The sequence below is a fragment of the Escherichia sp. MAL-1 genome (genome assembly GCF_052948035.1).
In genome coordinates, this window is sequence record NZ_CM129609.1 from 2,351,166 (window position 1) to 2,368,899 (window position 17,734).

14 protein-coding genes are annotated in these 17,734 nt (G+C 50.1%); 7 read left to right on the forward strand and 7 right to left on the reverse strand.

Annotated features, from left to right (window positions below):
• Positions 1-144: 144 nt before the first annotated feature.
• The 4 genes from uidR to uidC all read left to right on the forward strand — a co-directional run bounded on the left by uidR (position 145) and on the right by uidC (position 5,611).
• On the forward strand, positions 145-735 hold the full coding sequence (gene uidR, locus ACU8XX_RS11600; protein ID WP_000969092.1) for a DNA-binding transcriptional regulator UidR: 591 nt from the start codon (positions 145-147) through the stop codon (positions 733-735).
• A gap of 390 nt (positions 736-1,125) precedes the next feature.
• Positions 1,126-2,937, forward strand: a complete 1,812-nt coding sequence (gene uidA / locus ACU8XX_RS11605; protein WP_000945881.1) for a beta-glucuronidase — start codon at positions 1,126-1,128, stop codon at positions 2,935-2,937.
• Positions 2,934-4,307 (forward strand): glucuronide transporter, encoded by a 1,374-nt coding sequence (gene uidB, locus ACU8XX_RS11610; protein WP_112034076.1) that lies wholly within the window; start codon positions 2,934-2,936, stop codon positions 4,305-4,307. Before uidA ends, uidB begins: the two co-directional genes overlap by 4 nt.
• A 38-nt stretch (positions 4,308-4,345) precedes the next feature.
• A complete protein-coding gene (gene uidC / locus ACU8XX_RS11615) occupies positions 4,346-5,611 on the forward strand; it encodes a glucuronide uptake porin UidC (protein ID WP_001227036.1) in 1,266 nt (421 codons plus the stop codon).
• A gap of 225 nt (positions 5,612-5,836) precedes the next feature.
• Here the strand turns inward: uidC and ACU8XX_RS11620 are convergent, their stop codons facing one another.
• Together ACU8XX_RS11620 and manA are read right to left on the reverse strand one after the other, a co-directional pair.
• Complete coding sequence (locus ACU8XX_RS11620) at positions 5,837-7,345, reverse strand: YdgA family protein (protein ID WP_001043339.1); 1,509 nt, start codon at positions 7,343-7,345, stop codon at positions 5,837-5,839.
• Positions 7,346-7,445: 100 nt separating this feature from the next.
• Entirely contained in the window at positions 7,446-8,621 is a 1,176-nt protein-coding gene (gene manA, locus ACU8XX_RS11625) for a mannose-6-phosphate isomerase (RefSeq protein WP_001170664.1), read from the reverse strand.
• Between the two features lie 198 nt (positions 8,622-8,819).
• Between manA and fumB the strand changes: the two genes are divergently transcribed.
• Both fumB and fumC read left to right on the forward strand, forming a co-directional pair.
• Positions 8,820-10,466: a class I fumarate hydratase gene (gene fumB / locus ACU8XX_RS11630; protein ID WP_000066639.1), complete on the forward strand. Its 1,647-nt coding sequence runs from the start codon at positions 8,820-8,822 to the stop codon at positions 10,464-10,466.
• A gap of 142 nt (positions 10,467-10,608) precedes the next feature.
• Positions 10,609-12,012 (forward strand): class II fumarate hydratase, encoded by a 1,404-nt coding sequence (gene fumC / locus ACU8XX_RS11635; protein WP_001099085.1) that lies wholly within the window; start codon positions 10,609-10,611, stop codon positions 12,010-12,012.
• Here the strand turns inward: fumC and tus are convergent.
• The 3 genes from tus to rstA all read right to left on the reverse strand — a co-directional run bounded on the left by tus (position 12,009) and on the right by rstA (position 15,038).
• Positions 12,009-12,938, reverse strand: a complete 930-nt coding sequence (gene tus / locus ACU8XX_RS11640) for a DNA replication terminus site-binding protein (RefSeq protein WP_001295399.1) — start codon at positions 12,936-12,938, stop codon at positions 12,009-12,011. The two genes, fumC and tus, sit on opposite strands and share 4 nt — an antisense overlap.
• Before the next feature lie 75 nt (positions 12,939-13,013).
• A complete protein-coding gene (gene rstB / locus ACU8XX_RS11645) occupies positions 13,014-14,315 on the reverse strand; it encodes a two-component system sensor histidine kinase RstB (protein ID WP_112034077.1) in 1,302 nt (433 codons plus the stop codon).
• A gap of 3 nt (positions 14,316-14,318) precedes the next feature.
• Positions 14,319-15,038, reverse strand: coding sequence for a two-component system response regulator RstA (rstA, locus tag ACU8XX_RS11650; protein ID WP_001092508.1), 720 nt, complete (start codon positions 15,036-15,038; stop codon positions 14,319-14,321).
• Positions 15,039-15,166: 128 nt separating this feature from the next.
• Here rstA and ACU8XX_RS11655 point away from each other — a divergent pair, with 128 nt between their 5' ends.
• The gene (locus ACU8XX_RS11655) at positions 15,167-15,502 is read left to right on the forward strand and encodes a GlpM family protein (protein ID WP_000524868.1); all 336 of its coding nucleotides are present in this window, start codon (positions 15,167-15,169) and stop codon (positions 15,500-15,502) included.
• Here the strand turns inward: ACU8XX_RS11655 and folM are convergent.
• Positions 15,499-16,221, reverse strand: coding sequence for a dihydromonapterin reductase (folM, locus tag ACU8XX_RS11660; protein ID WP_000520804.1), 723 nt, complete (start codon positions 16,219-16,221; stop codon positions 15,499-15,501). The genes ACU8XX_RS11655 and folM overlap by 4 nt on opposite strands.
• A 36-nt stretch (positions 16,222-16,257) precedes the next feature.
• Complete coding sequence (locus ACU8XX_RS11665) at positions 16,258-17,640, reverse strand: amino acid permease (RefSeq protein WP_016242155.1); 1,383 nt, start codon at positions 17,638-17,640, stop codon at positions 16,258-16,260.
• Between the last annotated feature and the right edge of the window lie 94 nt (positions 17,641-17,734).

Below are 17,734 nucleotides of genomic sequence, written 5' to 3' on the forward strand. Positions count from 1 at the left end.
GCAGCCAAATCACGGCTATTGGTTAACCAATTTCAGAGTGAAAAGTATACGAATAGAGTGTGCCTTCGCACTATTCAACAGCAATGATAGGCGCTCACCTGACAACGCGGTAAACTAGTTATTCACGCTAACTATAATGGTTTAATGATGGATAACATGCAGACTGAAGCACAACCGACACGGACCCGGATCCTCAATGCTGCCAGAGAGATTTTTTCAGAAAATGGATTTCACAGTGCCTCGATGAAAGCCATCTGTAAATCTTGCGCCATTAGTCCCGGGACGCTCTATCACCATTTCATCTCCAAAGAAGCCTTGATTCAGGCGATTATCTTACAGGACCAGGAGAGGGCGCTGGCCCGTTTCCGGGAACCGATTGAAGGGATTCATTTCGTTGACTATATGGTCGAGTCCATTGTCTCTCTCACCCATGAAGCCTTTGGACAACGGGCGCTGGTGGTTGAAATTATGGCGGAAGGGATGCGTAACCCACAGGTCGCCGCCATGCTTAAAAATAAGCATATGACGATCACGGAATTTGTTGCCCAGCGGATGCGTGATGCCCAGCAAAAAGGCGAGATAAGCCCAGACATCAACACGGCAATGACTTCACGTTTACTGCTGGATCTGACCTACGGTGTACTGGCCGATATCGAAGCGGAAGACCTGGCGCGTGAAGCGTCGTTTGCTCAGGGATTACGCGCGATGATTGGCGGTATCTTAACCGCATCCTGATTCTCTCTCTTTTTCGGCGGGCTGGTGATAACTGTGCCCGCGTTTCATATCGTAATTTCTCTGTGCAAAAATTATCCTTCCCGGCTTCGGAGAATTCCCCCCAAAATATTCACTGTAGCCATATGTCATGAGAGTTTATCGTTCCCAATACGCTCGAACGAACGTTCGGTTGCTTATTTTATGGCTTCTGTCAACGCTGTTTTAAAGATTAATGCGATCTATATCACGCTGTGGGTATTGCAGTTTTTGGTTTTTTGATCGCGGTGTCAGTTCTTTTTATTTCCATTTCTCTTCCATGGGTTTCTCACAGATAACTGTGTGCAACACAGAATTGGTTAACTAATCAGATTAAAGGTTGACCAGTATTATTATCTTAATGAGGAGTCCCTTATGTTACGTCCTGTAGAAACCCCAACCCGTGAAATCAAAAAACTCGACGGCCTGTGGGCATTCAGTCTGGATCGCGAAAACTGTGGAATTGATCAGCGTTGGTGGGAAAGCGCGTTACAAGAAAGCCGGGCAATTGCTGTGCCAGGCAGTTTTAACGATCAGTTCGCCGATGCAGATATTCGTAATTATGCGGGCAACGTCTGGTATCAGCGCGAAGTCTTTATACCGAAAGGTTGGGCAGGCCAGCGTATCGTGCTGCGTTTCGATGCGGTCACTCATTACGGCAAAGTGTGGGTCAATAATCAGGAAGTGATGGAGCATCAGGGCGGCTATACGCCATTTGAAGCCGATGTCACGCCGTATGTTATTGCCGGGAAAAGTGTACGTATCACCGTTTGTGTGAACAACGAACTGAACTGGCAGACTATCCCGCCGGGAATGGTGATTACCGACGAAAACGGCAAGAAAAAGCAGTCTTACTTCCATGATTTCTTTAACTATGCCGGGATCCATCGCAGCGTAATGCTCTACACCACGCCGAACACCTGGGTGGACGATATCACCGTGGTGACGCATGTCGCGCAAGACTGTAACCACGCGTCTGTTGACTGGCAGGTGGTGACCAATGGTGATGTCAGCGTTGAACTGCGTGATGCGGATCAACAGGTGGTTGCAACTGGACAAGGCACTAGCGGGACTTTGCAAGTGGTGAATCCGCACCTCTGGCAACCGGGTGAAGGTTATCTCTATGAACTGTGCGTCACAGCCAAAAGCCAGACAGAGTGTGATATCTACCCGCTTCGCGTCGGCATCCGGTCAGTGGCAGTGAAGGGCGAACAGTTCCTGATTAACCACAAACCGTTCTACTTTACGGGTTTTGGTCGTCATGAAGATGCGGACTTGCGTGGCAAAGGATTCGATAACGTGCTGATGGTGCACGACCACGCATTAATGGACTGGATTGGGGCCAACTCCTACCGTACCTCGCATTACCCTTACGCTGAAGAGATGCTCGACTGGGCAGATGAACATGGCATCGTGGTGATTGATGAAACTGCTGCTGTCGGCTTTAACCTCTCTTTAGGCATTGGTTTCGAAGCGGGCAACAAGCCGAAAGAACTGTACAGCGAAGAGGCAGTCAACGGGGAAACTCAGCAAGCGCACTTACAGGCGATTAAAGAGCTGATAGCGCGTGACAAAAACCACCCAAGCGTGGTGATGTGGAGTATTGCCAACGAACCGGATACCCGTCCGCAAGGTGCACGGGAATATTTCGCGCCACTGGCGGAAGCAACGCGTAAACTCGACCCGACGCGTCCGATCACCTGCGTCAATGTAATGTTCTGCGACGCTCACACCGATACCATCAGCGATCTCTTTGATGTGCTGTGCCTGAACCGTTATTACGGATGGTATGTCCAAAGCGGCGATTTGGAAACGGCAGAGAAGGTACTGGAAAAAGAACTTCTGGCCTGGCAGGAGAAACTGCATCAGCCGATTATCATCACCGAATACGGCGTGGATACGTTAGCCGGGCTGCACTCAATGTACACCGACATGTGGAGTGAAGAGTATCAGTGTGCATGGCTGGATATGTATCACCGCGTCTTTGATCGCGTCAGCGCCGTCGTCGGTGAACAGGTATGGAATTTCGCCGATTTTGCGACCTCGCAAGGCATATTGCGCGTTGGCGGTAACAAGAAAGGGATCTTCACTCGCGACCGCAAACCGAAGTCGGCGGCTTTTCTGCTGCAAAAACGCTGGACTGGCATGAACTTCGGTGAAAAACCGCAGCAGGGAGGCAAACAATGAATCAACAACTCTCCTGGCGCACCATCGTCGGCTACAGCCTCGGTGACGTCGCCAATAACTTCGCCTTCGCAATGGGGGCGCTCTTCCTGTTGAGTTACTACACCGACGTCGCTGGCGTCGGTGCCGCTGCGGCGGGCACCATGCTGTTACTGGTGCGGGTATTCGATGCCTTCGCCGACGTCTTTGCCGGACGAGTGGTGGACAGTGTGAATACCCGCTGGGGAAAATTCCGCCCGTTTTTACTCTTCGGTACTGCGCCGTTAATGATCTTCAGCGTGCTGGTATTCTGGGTGCCGACCGACTGGAGCCATGGTAGCAAAGTGGTGTATGCATATTTGACCTACATGGGCCTCGGGCTTTGCTACAGCCTGGTGAATATTCCTTATGGTTCACTTGCTACCGCGATGACCCAACAACCACAATCCCGCGCCCGTCTGGGCGCGGCTCGTGGGATTGCCGCTTCATTGACCTTTGTCTGCCTGGCATTTCTGATAGGACCGAGCATTAAGAACTCCAGCCCGGAAGAGATGGTGTCGGTATACCATTTCTGGACAATTGTGCTGGCGATTGCCGGAATGGTGCTTTACTTCATCTGCTTCAAATCGACGCGTGAGAATGTGGTACGTATCGTTGCGCAGCCGTCATTGAATATCAGTCTGCAAACCCTGAAACGGAATCGCCCGCTGTTTATGTTGTGCATCGGTGCGCTGTGTGTGCTGATTTCGACCTTTGCGGTCAGCACCTCGTCGTTGTTCTACGTGCGCTATGTGTTAAATGATACCGGGCTGTTCACTGTGCTGGTACTGGTGCAAAACCTGGTTGGTACTGTGGCATCGGCACCGCTGGTGCCGGGGATGGTCGCGAGGATCGGTAAAAAGAATACCTTCCTGATTGGCGCTTTGCTGGGAACCTGCGGTTATCTGCTGTTCTTCTGGGTTTCCGTCTGGTCACTGCCGGTGGCGTTGGTTGCGTTGGCCATCGCTTCAATTGGTCAGGGCGTTACCATGACCGTGATGTGGGCGCTGGAAGCTGATACCGTAGAATACGGTGAATACCTGACCGGCGTGCGAATTGAAGGGCTCACCTATTCACTATTCTCATTTACCCGTAAATGCGGTCAGGCAATCGGAGGTTCAATTCCTGCCTTTATTTTGGGGTTAAGCGGATATATCGCCAATCAGGTGCAAACGCCGGAAGTTATTATGGGCATCCGCACATCAATTGCCTTAGTACCTTGCGGATTTATGCTACTGGCATTCGTTATTATCTGGTTTTATCCGCTCACGGATAAAAAATTCAAAGAAATCGTGGTTGAAATTGATAATCGTAAAAAAGTGCAGCAGCAATTAATCAGCGATATCACTAATTAATATTCAATAAAAATAATCAGAACATCAAAGGTGCAACTATGAGAAAAATAGTGGCCATGGCCGTTATTTGCCTGACGGCTGCCTCTGGCCTTACCTCTGCTTATGCGGCGCAACTGGCTGACGATGAAGCGGGACTACGCATCAGACTGAAAAACGAATTGCGCAGGGCGGATAAGCCCAGTGCTGGCGCGGGAAGAGATATTTACGCATGGGTACAGGGAGGATTGCTCGATTTCAATAGTGGTTATTATTCCAATATTATTGGCGTTGAAGGCGGGGCGTATTATGTTTATAAATTAGGTGCTCGTGCTGATATGAGTACCCGGTGGTATCTTGATGGTGATAAAAGTTTTGGCTTTGCCCTGGGGGCAGTAAAAATAAAACCCAGTGAAAATAGCCTGCTTAAATTAGGTCGCTTCGGGACGGATTATAGTTATGGTAGCTTACCTTATCGTATTCCGTTAATGGCTGGCAGTTCGCAACGTACATTACCGACAGTTTCTGAAGGAGCATTAGGTTATTGGGCTTTAACACCAAATATTGATCTGTGGGGAATGTGGCGTTCACGAGTATTTTTATGGACTGATTCAACAACCGGTATTCGTGATGAAGGGGTGTATAACAGCCAGACGGGAAAATACGATAAACATCGCGCACGTTCTTTTTTAGCCGCCAGTTGGCATGATGATACCAGTCGCTATTCTCTGGGGGGATCGGTACAGAAAGATGTTTCCAATCAGATACAAAGTATTCTCGAGAAAAGCATACCGCTCGACCCGAATTATACGTTGAAAGGGGAGTTGCTCGGCTTTTACGCGCAGCTCGAAGGTTTAAGTCGTAATACCAGCCAGCCCAATGAAACGGCGTTGGTTAGTGGACAATTGACCTGGAATGCGCCGTGGGGAAGCGTATTTGGCAGTGGTGGTTATTTGCGCCATGCAATGAATGGTGCCGTGGTGGATACCGACATTGGCTATCCCTTTTCATTAAGTCTTGATCGTAACCGTGAAGGAATGCAGTCCTGGCAATTGGGCGTCAACTATCGTTTAACGCCGCAATTTACACTGACATTTGCACCGATTGTGACTCGCGGCTATGAATCCAGTAAACGAGATGTGCGGATTGAAGGCGCGGGTATCTTAGGTGGTATGAACTATCGGGTCAGCGAAGGGCCGTTACAAGGGATGAATTTCTTTCTTGCTGCCGATAAAGGGCGGGAAAAGCGCGATGGCAGTGCGCTGGGCGATCGCCTGAATTACTGGGATGTGAAAATGAGTATTCAATATGACTTTATGCTGAAGTAAGAAATAACGCCGGAGAGAAAAACCTCCGGCGTTTCAGATTGTTGACAAAGTGCGCGTTTTTTATGCCGGATGCGGCGTAAACGCCTTATCCAGCCTACAAAAACTCATAAATTCAAAGTGTTGCAGGAAAAGGTAGGCCTGATAAGCGTAGCGCATCAGGCAATCTCTGGTTTGTTTTCAGATGAAAACGCCGGAGTGAAAATTCTCCGGCGTTTTGGCCGTGAATTACTGCTGCGGAATTGCCGGTACAGCCGGAACGTTAAGAGCTGGCATCGCAAACATGCCAACAAAATCTTCTAACGACATTTTCTGCCCATTTAACGTTATCTGACCGTTAGCATATTGCAGGCTGGTGGTGATGGTATTGTCCTGCAAGGTGGTCAGACGGAACATCTGCCCCATTGCTGATGCACCTTCAACTTGCTGTTTCGCCAGTTTTTTCGCTTGATCTTCCTGATAACCTTCCAGCTTCGCTACCTGAGTCATAAACTCAGTTGCCATATCCACCGGAATGGTCAGTTTCGCATCCAGAGATTTAACCGAACGATCTACTTCCTGCGCCAGCGTTTGCGGCGCTTCTTTAGTCGTTGCCGGATCTTTCAGGAACAGCGACAGATTCAGGGCACTTTCACCCTGACTGTTTTTCCAGCTTAGCGGCGCGATAGTAATCACCGGATCGCCTTTCAGCATCAGCGGCAGGGCGCTAAAGAAGGCTTCCGTCACTTTCTCCTGATAAAGTTCGGGGTTGTTGGCAATTTCTGGCTGTGCCAGCAGCGCCTGAGTTTGCGCGTTATATTGCTGGCTAAACTGATGCCAGGCTTCACCATCAATCTGGCCGACTTTTAAAGTCAGCTTGCCGCTGCCCAGATCCTGATTCTGTACCTTCAGGCTGTTTAGCGAGTAATCCAGTTGGCTATTGATCGTTTTACCGTCATTGACCAGATCCGATTTACCGCTGATCTCCATGCCTTCCAGCAGTGCCAGTTCTTTGCCTTCCACTGAAATGGTCATTTTTTCCAGTGACAGTTTTTGATTTCCTACACGCTCACCAAAACTTGCCAGCGTGCTGGAACCGTCGGTTTTCAGATTATTAAAGGTCAACTGCACTTTCTGGTTGTATTCGTTAACTGCGTCTATCCGACCACTTTGCGCCTCCCCGGAAAGGGAGATGGCTTTGCCGTCTCTGTCAGCATTTAACTGGAACTCGCCGCCGCTAAAGGCGACTTTTTCATCCTTTTGCTCGTAATTCAGTGGCTTGAGCGAAATATCGGAACTGGAATCACCGCTGTAACCAATGCGCGAGTTAATCTCAAAAGGCGTTTCACCTTTTGCCATATCAAACAGTGGTTTGCTTACTTCGTTATTAACCAGCGTGGTTTGAATTGATGCCATCGACGGGATCAGGTTCAGTTTTTTAAGCTGGGCAAGCGGGAAGGGACCATGATCAACCGATTCGTTGAAGATGACGCTCTGACCGCTTTTAATCCACGGATTTTCTTTCCCGGCAATGGGTTTCACCAACAGTTGCAACTGGCTGCTGAATACGCCGCGATGATAGTTTTGATAACTCACTTCCAGGTTGGATTCAGGAGCTGTCAGTTTGAGTTGCGCGTTCGCCTGCGCGACCATGTCTTCGAGATGGGTTTCAATCTTCTTGCCTGTATACCATGCGCCGCCTGTCCAGACTACGCCTAGCGCAACAATGACGCCTACCGCTACCAGCGATTTATTCATAATGATTATCCATAAAATGAAATCAGGCGGACTGGCCGCCTGAAGGTGTTATAAGCCTTTAATAAGCTTAGCAAGAGATGTTAATTTTTTCAGTAAGCTCTTACAGCTTGTTGTAAACACGCGCTAAACGGCCGTGGCCTTTGACAGTCACCGGTGATTCGTTGGCGGCAATAAACGCTGATTCACCCGGTTTAAGCTGTAACTGCTGAGAACCTTTCCACAACGTTGCATCGCCTTCGACGCAGAACAAAATGGCGGCACTCTGCTGGCTAATGGTGGTTTCTTTATCACTAAGGTCATGCAGCGAGAAGGCAAAATCATCCACTGGAATCGGGAAGTCCAGTTCTGCACCTTGTTTCACCGGCTGGGTCAACAACTGGTTAGCCGGTTTGGCTTCGAATTTCACATTGGCAACCAGTTCCGGAATATCAATGTATTTAGGCGTCAGACCCGCACGCAGCACGTTATCGGAGTTTGCCATCACTTCCAGCGCCACGCCTTGCAGGTAAGCGTGCGGTGTTTCAGCGAACAGGAACATCGCTTCGCCAGGGTTCAATTTCACCACATTCAGCAATAGCGGGGAGAACAGACCGCTGTCTTCCGGGTAAAATTCAGAAATTAAACGAATCGTTTGCCACGGTTCACCCTGCTGGCTATCGAGGGCCGATTTTAAAATCGCCAGCGCGCGGGATTTTTCTTCACCCTGCATATTCAACAGGCTGGCGAACAGTTCGCTTAAACGTTCGGCATCAGGCTGTTGTAAAAAGTGAGCAATCGCCGGATGTGCACCTGCGACCGGCTGGAGTAGGGAGACAATCTCGGAAAATTCACGAAACGCGTTCATCGCAAGGAAAGGCGTCAGCGCAAAAACCAGCTCCGGCTTGTGGTTAGGATCTTTATAGTTACGCTCGGCGGCATCCATCGGGATACCTGCGGCATTTTCTTTGGCAAAACCGATTTCAGAATTGTGTTTGTTTGGATGAACCTGAATGGAGAGTGGCTGTGCTGCGCATAATACTTTGAACAGGAAAGGCAGTTCGCCAAAGCGTTTGGCAACGGCCTCTCCGAGCAGAGTCGATTTATCACTCTCAATCACATCACGCAGTGAAACGATATCTCCGGCGGCATTCTGCACTCGTGAACTGCTTTTCGGATGTGCGCCCATCCACAGCTCGGCCATCGGCTGGCTGGACGGATTTTCCATACCATAAAGTTCAGTCAACGCCGTTTTGCTGCCCCAGGCATAGTTTTGCACTGAGTTAATGAGTTTTTGCATGATCAATCCCTGTTTTAATGTGGAAATTAATCCCACTATTAAAGCAAGAATCCTACGGGAAGTAACCTGGAGCCGCAAAAAGTCGTACTAGTCTCAGTTTTTGTTAAAAAAGTGTGTAGGATATTGTTACTCGCTTTTAACAGGGCAACGGAACACCCGCCCAGAGCATAACCAAACCAGGCAGTAAGTGAGAGAACAATGTCAAACAAACCCTTTCATTATCAGGCTCCTTTTCCACTCAAAAAAGATGATACTGAGTATTACCTGCTAACCAGCGAACACGTTAGCGTATCTGAATTTGAAGGGCAGGAGATTTTGAAAGTCGCACCCGAAGCGTTAACTCTGTTGGCGCGCCAGGCGTTTCATGATGCGTCGTTCATGCTGCGTCCGGCGCACCAACAACAGGTGGCCGACATTCTGCGTGACCCGGAGGCCAGCGAAAATGATAAATATGTGGCGCTGCAATTCCTGCGTAACTCCGACATCGCGGCGAAAGGCGTTCTGCCAACCTGTCAGGATACCGGCACCGCGATTATTGTTGGTAAAAAAGGGCAGCGTGTATGGACCGGTGGTGGTGATGAAGCGGCGCTGGCGCGCGGTGTCTATAACACTTATATCGAAGATAATCTGCGCTACTCGCAAAACGCGCCGCTGGATATGTATAAAGAAGTGAATACCGGCACCAATCTGCCAGCGCAGATCGATCTTTATGCCGTTGATGGCGACGAATACAAATTCCTCTGTATCGCCAAAGGTGGTGGTTCGGCAAACAAGACGTATCTCTATCAGGAAACCAAAGCGTTACTGACGCCGGGGAAACTGAAAAATTACCTGGTTGAGAAGATGCGCACGCTGGGTACGGCGGCCTGTCCTCCGTATCATATTGCGTTCGTTATTGGTGGAACTTCTGCAGAAACGAACCTTAAAACGGTGAAACTGGCTTCCGCGAAATACTATGATGAACTGCCAACGGAAGGGAATGAGCACGGTCAGGCGTTCCGCGATGTGGAACTGGAAAAAGAATTGCTGATCGAAGCGCAAAATCTTGGTCTGGGTGCGCAGTTTGGTGGTAAATACTTCGCTCACGACATCCGCGTGATTCGCCTGCCACGTCACGGCGCATCCTGCCCGGTCGGTATGGGCGTCTCCTGCTCTGCTGACCGTAATATCAAAGCGAAGATCAACCGTCAGGGGATCTGGATCGAAAAACTGGAACATAATCCAGGCAAATATATCCCGGAAGAGCTGCGCAAAGCGGGAGAAGGCGAAGCGGTGCGCGTTGACCTTAACCGTCCGATGAAAGAGATCCTCGCACAGTTGTCGCAGTATCCCGTTTCTACACGCTTATCGCTTAACGGCACGATTATCGTCGGTCGTGATATTGCTCACGCCAAACTGAAAGAGCGGATGGATAACGGTGAAGGGCTGCCGCAGTACATCAAAGATCATCCGATTTACTACGCGGGTCCGGCCAAAACGCCGGAAGGTTATGCCTCCGGTTCTCTTGGCCCAACGACCGCCGGACGGATGGATTCTTATGTCGATCAACTGCAAGCGCAGGGCGGAAGTATGATCATGCTGGCGAAAGGCAACCGCAGCCAGCAGGTGACGGATGCCTGTAAAAAACACGGCGGCTTCTACCTTGGCAGTATCGGTGGTCCGGCCGCTGTATTGGCGCAGGGAAGTATTAAGAGCCTGGAATGTGTTGAATATCCGGAACTGGGAATGGAAGCCATCTGGAAAATTGAAGTGGAAGATTTCCCGGCGTTTATCCTTGTGGATGATAAAGGAAATGACTTCTTCCAGCAGATACAACTCACACAATGCACCCGCTGTGTGAAATAAACAGAGCCGCCCTTCGGGGCGGTTTTTTTACATGGCACGAAAGACCAAACATTTGTTATCAAATGGTAAATAATAAGTGAGCTAAAAGTTGCTTAACGAAAGCAAAACAGAAAGAAAAAATTAATCAGGTGAGGAGCAGGTCATGAATACAGTACGCAGCGAAAAAGATTCGATGGGGGCGATTGATGTCCCGGCAGATAAGCTGTGGGGCGCACAAACTCAACGCTCGCTGGAGCATTTCCGCATTTCGACGGAGAAAATGCCCACCTCACTGATTCATGCGCTGGCGCTAACCAAGCGTGCAGCGGCAAAAGTTAATGAAGATTTAGGCTTGTTGTCTGAAGAGAAAGCGAGCGCCATTCGTCAGGCGGCGGATGAAGTACTGGCAGGACAGCATGACGACGAATTCCCGCTGGCTATCTGGCAGACCGGCTCCGGCACGCAAAGTAACATGAACATGAACGAAGTGCTGGCTAACCGGGCCAGTGAATTACTCGGCGGTGTGCGCGGGATGGAACGTAAAGTTCACCCTAACGACGACGTGAACAAAAGCCAAAGTTCCAACGATGTCTTTCCGACGGCGATGCACGTTGCGGCGCTGCTGGCGCTGCGCAAGCAACTCATTCCTCAGCTTAAAACCCTGACACAGACACTGAATGAGAAATCCCGTGCTTTTGCCGATATCGTCAAAATTGGTCGTACTCACTTGCAGGATGCCACGCCGTTAACGCTGGGGCAGGAGATTTCCGGCTGGGTAGCGATGCTCGAGCATAATCTCAAACATATCGAATACAGCCTGCCTCACGTAGCGGAACTGGCTCTTGGCGGTACAGCGGTGGGTACTGGACTAAATACCCATCCGGAGTATGCGCGTCGCGTAGCAGATGAACTGGCAGTCATTACCTGTGCACCGTTTGTTACCGCGCCGAACAAATTTGAAGCGCTGGCGACCTGTGATGCCCTGGTTCAGGCGCACGGCGCGTTGAAAGGGTTGGCTGCGTCACTGATGAAAATCGCCAATGATGTCCGCTGGCTGGCCTCTGGCCCGCGCTGCGGAATTGGTGAAATCTCAATCCCGGAAAATGAGCCGGGCAGCTCAATCATGCCGGGGAAAGTGAATCCAACACAGTGTGAGGCATTAACCATGCTCTGCTGTCAGGTGATGGGGAACGACGTGGCGATCAACATGGGGGGCGCTTCCGGTAACTTTGAACTGAACGTCTTCCGTCCAATGGTGATCCACAATTTCCTGCAATCGGTGCGCTTGCTGGCAGATGGCATGGAAAGTTTTAACAAACACTGCGCAGTGGGTATTGAACCGAATCGTGAGCGAATCAATCAATTACTCAATGAATCGCTGATGCTGGTGACTGCGCTTAACACCCACATTGGTTATGACAAAGCCGCGGAGATCGCCAAAAAAGCGCATAAAGAAGGGCTGACCTTAAAAGCTGCGGCCCTTGCGCTGGGGTATCTTAGCGAAGCCGAGTTTGACAGCTGGGTACGGCCAGAACAGATGGTCGGCAGTATGAAAGCCGGGCGTTAATCCGCAACATACAGGTGCAGCCGGGGAATGATCAAACGAAGCGGCTGCGCCTGTGGTTTATAACGGTGTTGCACATTGTCGGCATCGTAATTTAACAACTCCCCAACATCCGGCACGCCCGCGCCATTATCCCGATTAATCAGCGCAATAAGCGGTGTAGGGCAAGCGTGTTGTACTTGTTTTTGATCTCCTTTGTACCAGACGCGGGCAATCGGCTGCACCTTCACCGGACGTTTGATTTTTAACTTCGCGTTCTGTGGCAGGGCAGCGATATCCTGATACTCTCGCTCCAGTTTTCTTTGCCACTCCTCGCGCGTCCACGGTGCGACACTGCGTGGTGATTTCAGGCTTTTTTCCAGCTGTGCCAGGACTTCATCACGATGCAAATTTTTAATGATATGTTTATTAGCCCAGCCAAAACGTAAAGTGGCGGGGTCGTGCAGAACGGTGAGCGTGCGGTAAGCATTAAGGGTGATCAGCCCCGGCAAATGACGATGCACCCATTCAAAACGTGCCGCGGTGGGGAGTTCTGATTCAACCGTGACGATATGCTCGAACGTGGTCTTGAGTTTATTGATGTGCTGAATATGACTGACCAACGCTGCTTGCGAAAGGTTATCGACCTGGTAACACAACACGCCAGGCAGACGGACAGCGGCCTTGCTGCTGCGATTTTCGGACTGTTGTTGAATAAATAAATGGCGGAAATGACGCAACGCCAGCGACTGCGCGTCGTTGCCGAGATGTTGTTTTACCTCAATACGATTAAGCGGATTATGCTCATCCTCTTTTTTTACCTCCGGCAAAGAGAACACGCGGGCAACCAATAGCTTGTGTTGCTCAAGATGAGCGGCAAATGCAGCCAGCTCTTGTTCCATCTGGCGAAAAGTAGTGTTGAGTCGGTCTACGAGATCGTAACGCGCCATAATATTAACCACTTTAGTTACAACATCCTTAATTTATAGCACAGTGGTGGTGACTTGACCACCGTGCGCGTAGTGTCAAGCAGAGGTAAATTGCGGGATGTTATGCCATAACGGCCAGCTAAACGAGAAGCGGGCACCACCCAGTTCGCTGGTGCCACAATTAACCGTACCGCCCATTGCCAGTGCTATAGAGTGGACAATTGCCAGTCCCAGCCCGCAGCCGCCGGTTGAGCGACCCCGGCTGGGATCGAGGCGAACAAAAGGTTCAAAGATATGTTCGCGGTTTTCTGGGGCAATCCCTGAGCCATCATCCTCAACAATTAATGTCGCTTTATTCCCCGACAGTAGCAGGCTGGTTTCAACCGTTGAATGGCAGTAGCGCAGGGCGTTATTGAGCAAATTATCCAGCACGCGCTCCATTAAGCGCATATCCAACGCCGCATAATGGCCTTGCATGAGCGTTTTTATCCGTACCGTTTTATCGGGCGTTACTGCCTGAATATCTGCCAGATGCGTTGACAGCCACAACGGCAGGTCTGGTTTGCTAAGATGAAGCTCGTTTTGTGGGCGATCGAGTCGGGCATAAGTCAGCAGCTCTTCAATTAAAGCTTCAAGTTGACTGATATCACGATTCAACGCCTGGGATTCGGCGGCGCTCAGGTTATCGCTCATCTCCAGTCGATAACGCAGGCGCACTAACGGTGTTCGCAGTTCGTGAGCGATACCGTCAATAAGCTGTTTTTTGCTGGCAATTAAGGCGTTGATATTGTCCGCCATCTGGTTAAATGCGACGCCAAGTCGTTCAAAGCTCGAACCCTCATCAAAGTGGATACGTTCATTGAGATGCCCATCGCCAAATCGTTGCGCCGCTGCTTCCAGTTTTAACATATCCTGCCAGTGCGGACGCATCCAGATAAACACCGGAAAGGCGAGGGAAATAGCAATAAAAGCGATCAGGGCGATATCCAGCAATCGCATTTGATGGAGGTAATAAAGATAAGGAACAGGACCAACTGCCAGCACGTAGTGGCTGCGCGGGATACGCTGCAAAAACGTGTACTGATCGTCCAGGGCGACAATTTCGCCGCCACGCAGTCGGTGCATGGAAATATCATCAAGATGGTATTTACTCAGTGGCTCGACACGCAGATCGAAAGAGAGATTTAAATCCATCTCTTTCAGCGTCTTACCCCAGTCGTGTGGGGGGATCTCACGCAATTCGCTGCGCATCAGATACAGCGAACTGTTCATCAAATCATCCAGCGACTGTTTGCCCGCGCGTTCGGCGGTAAATTTGTACACCAGCCCAACCAGCAGAGACATCACAAGGAAGCAGACAAACAATAACAGGTAAAACTGGATAAACAATTTTTTCATCGCTTATTCCCATGCATGAGGCGCAAAAAGATAGCCTTTGTTACGCACGGTTTTAATGCGATAAGGTTCTGCGGCGTTATCGAGTAGTTTTTTTCTTAACCGCGAAATAGCCACGTCCACGCTACGATCCAGTCCGTCATAACTGACGCCGCGTAAATTTTTCAGCAATGCATCGCGGTCCATGATTTGCCCGGCATGGGTAGCTAATTCCCACAATAATTCGAAATCAGCTGTCGAGAGCGAGATTTCAGTGTTAGCCAGGGTGACTACGCGGTTGATGGGATCGATGGTCAACGTGCCGAAATGCAGGGCTTTGTAGGGAGTCAGAGACGTTTCCTGAAGACCTTTGGTCAGTGTGGCTTGCTCATTCTGACGCAAATGCAAACGTAAACGCGCTAGCAAAACAGCAGGGGGCGTCGTTTTGAGAATATAGTCGCAGGCACCCATTTCCAGTGCCAGGATGTGGTTCATATCGCTATCGAGAGAGGTTAGAAGAACAATCGGTCCAGACCACTTTGCGCGTAAATCACGACAAATGGTCATGCCGTCCTTGCCTGGTAGCATGATGTCGAGTAACACCAAATCCGGATTTTCTCGCAAAATGGTTTCTTCGGCCTGGTCGCCGCGCGGCTCTACGGTAACCTGCATATCATGTTTTGCCAGGTACGCGGCAATCAGTGAACCGACTTCCGCATCATCTTCCACAAATACGATAGTGTTCATAACATTCACGGTAGATATAAAAACGTCACAATACACCGCGCTGTTTTTACTTACTATCAATCGTTTCTAAACAAGTTTTCATCAGGTATTCTACTGATGACTTGTTATGGAAGTGTTAAGGTAAAAAGATGGGGCTGGTAATCAAAGCCGCGCTCGGTGCGCTGGTAGTGCTGTTGATTGGTGTTTTAGCAAAAACGAAAAATTATTATATCGCCGGGCTGATTCCACTTTTCCCGACCTTTGCGCTTATCGCGCATTATATTGTTGCCAGCGAACGCGGCATTGAAGCCTTACGCGCAACCATCATTTTTAGTATGTGGTCGATTATTCCCTATTTTGTTTACCTGGTGTCGCTGTGGTATTTCACCGGAATGATGCGCTTGCCCGCCGCTTTTGTTGGTTCTGTTGCGTGTTGGGGGATAAGCGCATGGGTGTTGATTATATGCTGGATAAAGCTGCATTAACGCAGATGACGACCGCCATCAAGTGGGAAACTGCGTCCGGTGACAAAGCAACTGGTAAGTAAGTAATCGACCAGGTCGATCACTTCTTTCTCGCCAGGCGCGGTTTTCATCAGTGATTTATTCAGCGCCTGTTGTCGATATTCGGCATCATCATGTTCATTAAACAGGATCAGCGATGGCGCAATAGAATTCACTTTCACTTCCGGTGCCAGCTTGCGGGCAAACGAGCGGGTCATATTATCCAGTGCCGCTTTGCTTGCAGCATACGCAATATGTTTGTCGCTACCGCGCTCCACCACATAATCGGTAAAGTGAATGATATCGCTGGCGGCGTGTCCGTGCCCACGCAGTAATCTTTCCAGCGCATGGTTGAGCAGGTATGGGGTATTAACGTGGATCTGCATCATGCAAGCCAGTACGTCGGCCAGTGGCGCACCCGGTTTTTCCGCCATCCACGCACTGGCGTTATGCAAAATAGCACGCAGACCATGGGTGCTTTTTAGTACTTCATCGGCAAACGCCATCACACCGTCGTTGGTCGAAAAATCAGCCTGAATACACTGCGCACCTGCATTAATCAGTCCATCAATGGCTGGATAGTGTGTCCGATAGCTGACAATCACCGGTTGCTTTTGATTAATGAAATGCCATGCGAGGGCGAGGCCGATGCGACGACCTCCGCCAGTAATTAATATTGGCAAGGGCTGGGTTTTACCCATCGTTATCTCCTTTGCTATCCAACGATGGGATGAACGTTATCCCACCAGCATCCAGGTCGCCGGAACTGAGGCAATTAACAGCATGCCAATCAGCACCATTTCCTGACGGTTCAGTACATTATCATGGGTATGCGTTTTGCGCGCGTACAGGAAAACCAGCAGCCCCGGTGCATACAGAACAACGGATAACAGCAAGTGCATTGGACCAGAGGCGTACAATAACCATAAGCCATAAATGCAGGCACCGACACCTACCGCTTTATGCAGTGGACGGGTTGCGATTTTCAGCAAGAACGCGCCGACCAGGAAATAGGGCACCAGAATCATTTCTGAGGCGATGGTCAGCAACGTGTTGTAATCGGAACCGGTCAGCCAGATGAGTACCAGACAAATTTGCACGCAGATGTTGGTCAACCACAGTGAGGCGGATGGCGCAGCTTGTGCGTTCTGGCGCGCAAAAATGCGCGGGAATGCTTTATGAGTGGCGGCCAGGAACGGTACTTCTGCTGCCATGATGGTCCAGCTTAAGTACGCGCCGCAAACGGAAACGATCAAACCGGCAGCGATGATGATTTCGCCCCATGGTCCCATCATTTCCACCATCAGACCGGCCATTGACGGGTTACGAATTTCAGCCAGTTCAGGACGTGCCACCACACCCAGCGAAAGCAGCGTTACCAGCAAGTAAACGCCCAGAGCGGAGAGAACCGCCAGCAGTGTCGCTTTGCCAACATCACGTTTATTATGCGCACGCGCAGAAACAACCACGGCACCTTCCACACCAATGAAAACCCACAGGGTGATCAGCATGGTGTTTTTCACCTGTTCCCAAACGGGTACGCCAAGTGCAAGTCCGGTGAAGTCGAGCTTGAAGGTATCCAGTTTGAACATCATCATCGCCAGCACAACAAACAGACCCAGCGGCAACAATTTTGCCAGTGTCGCCACCAGGTTAATGCTGGCAGCGGTTTGCACCCCGCGCAGGATCAAAAAGTGAACAATCCACAATAAAGCCGATGCACCGACTATCGATTGCCAGGTATTACCATCGCCAAACAGGCGCAATTCCGGCGTGTCCGTAAAAAAGCTTAACGCGGAAAAAACGATCACCAGATAGGAGACGTTGGCGATGACTGCGCACAGCCAGTATCCCCATGCGGAACAAAAGCCGATTAGCTCGCCAAACCCTTCGCGGGCATAGGTAAAGATACCGCCGTCAAGTTCGGGACGAATGCGCGTGAGGATCAGCATGGCAAAGGCCAGCAATAAAATGCCAGCGCCAGTAATACCCCAGCCGATGAGCAGTGCTGCCGGGCTGGCAACTGCCGCCATATTTTGCGGCAGACTGAAAACACCCGCGCCCAGCATTGAGCTTAATACCAGCGCGGTGAGTGCGCTCAGTCCCAGTTTCTTTTCCATCGATATCCAGTGATTAAAACGTGATAAGAAGAATAAATATTAGGGCAAAACGCATAAAAATGGAGTTTGCCACTGAAGCGCGGGATTTTACGAA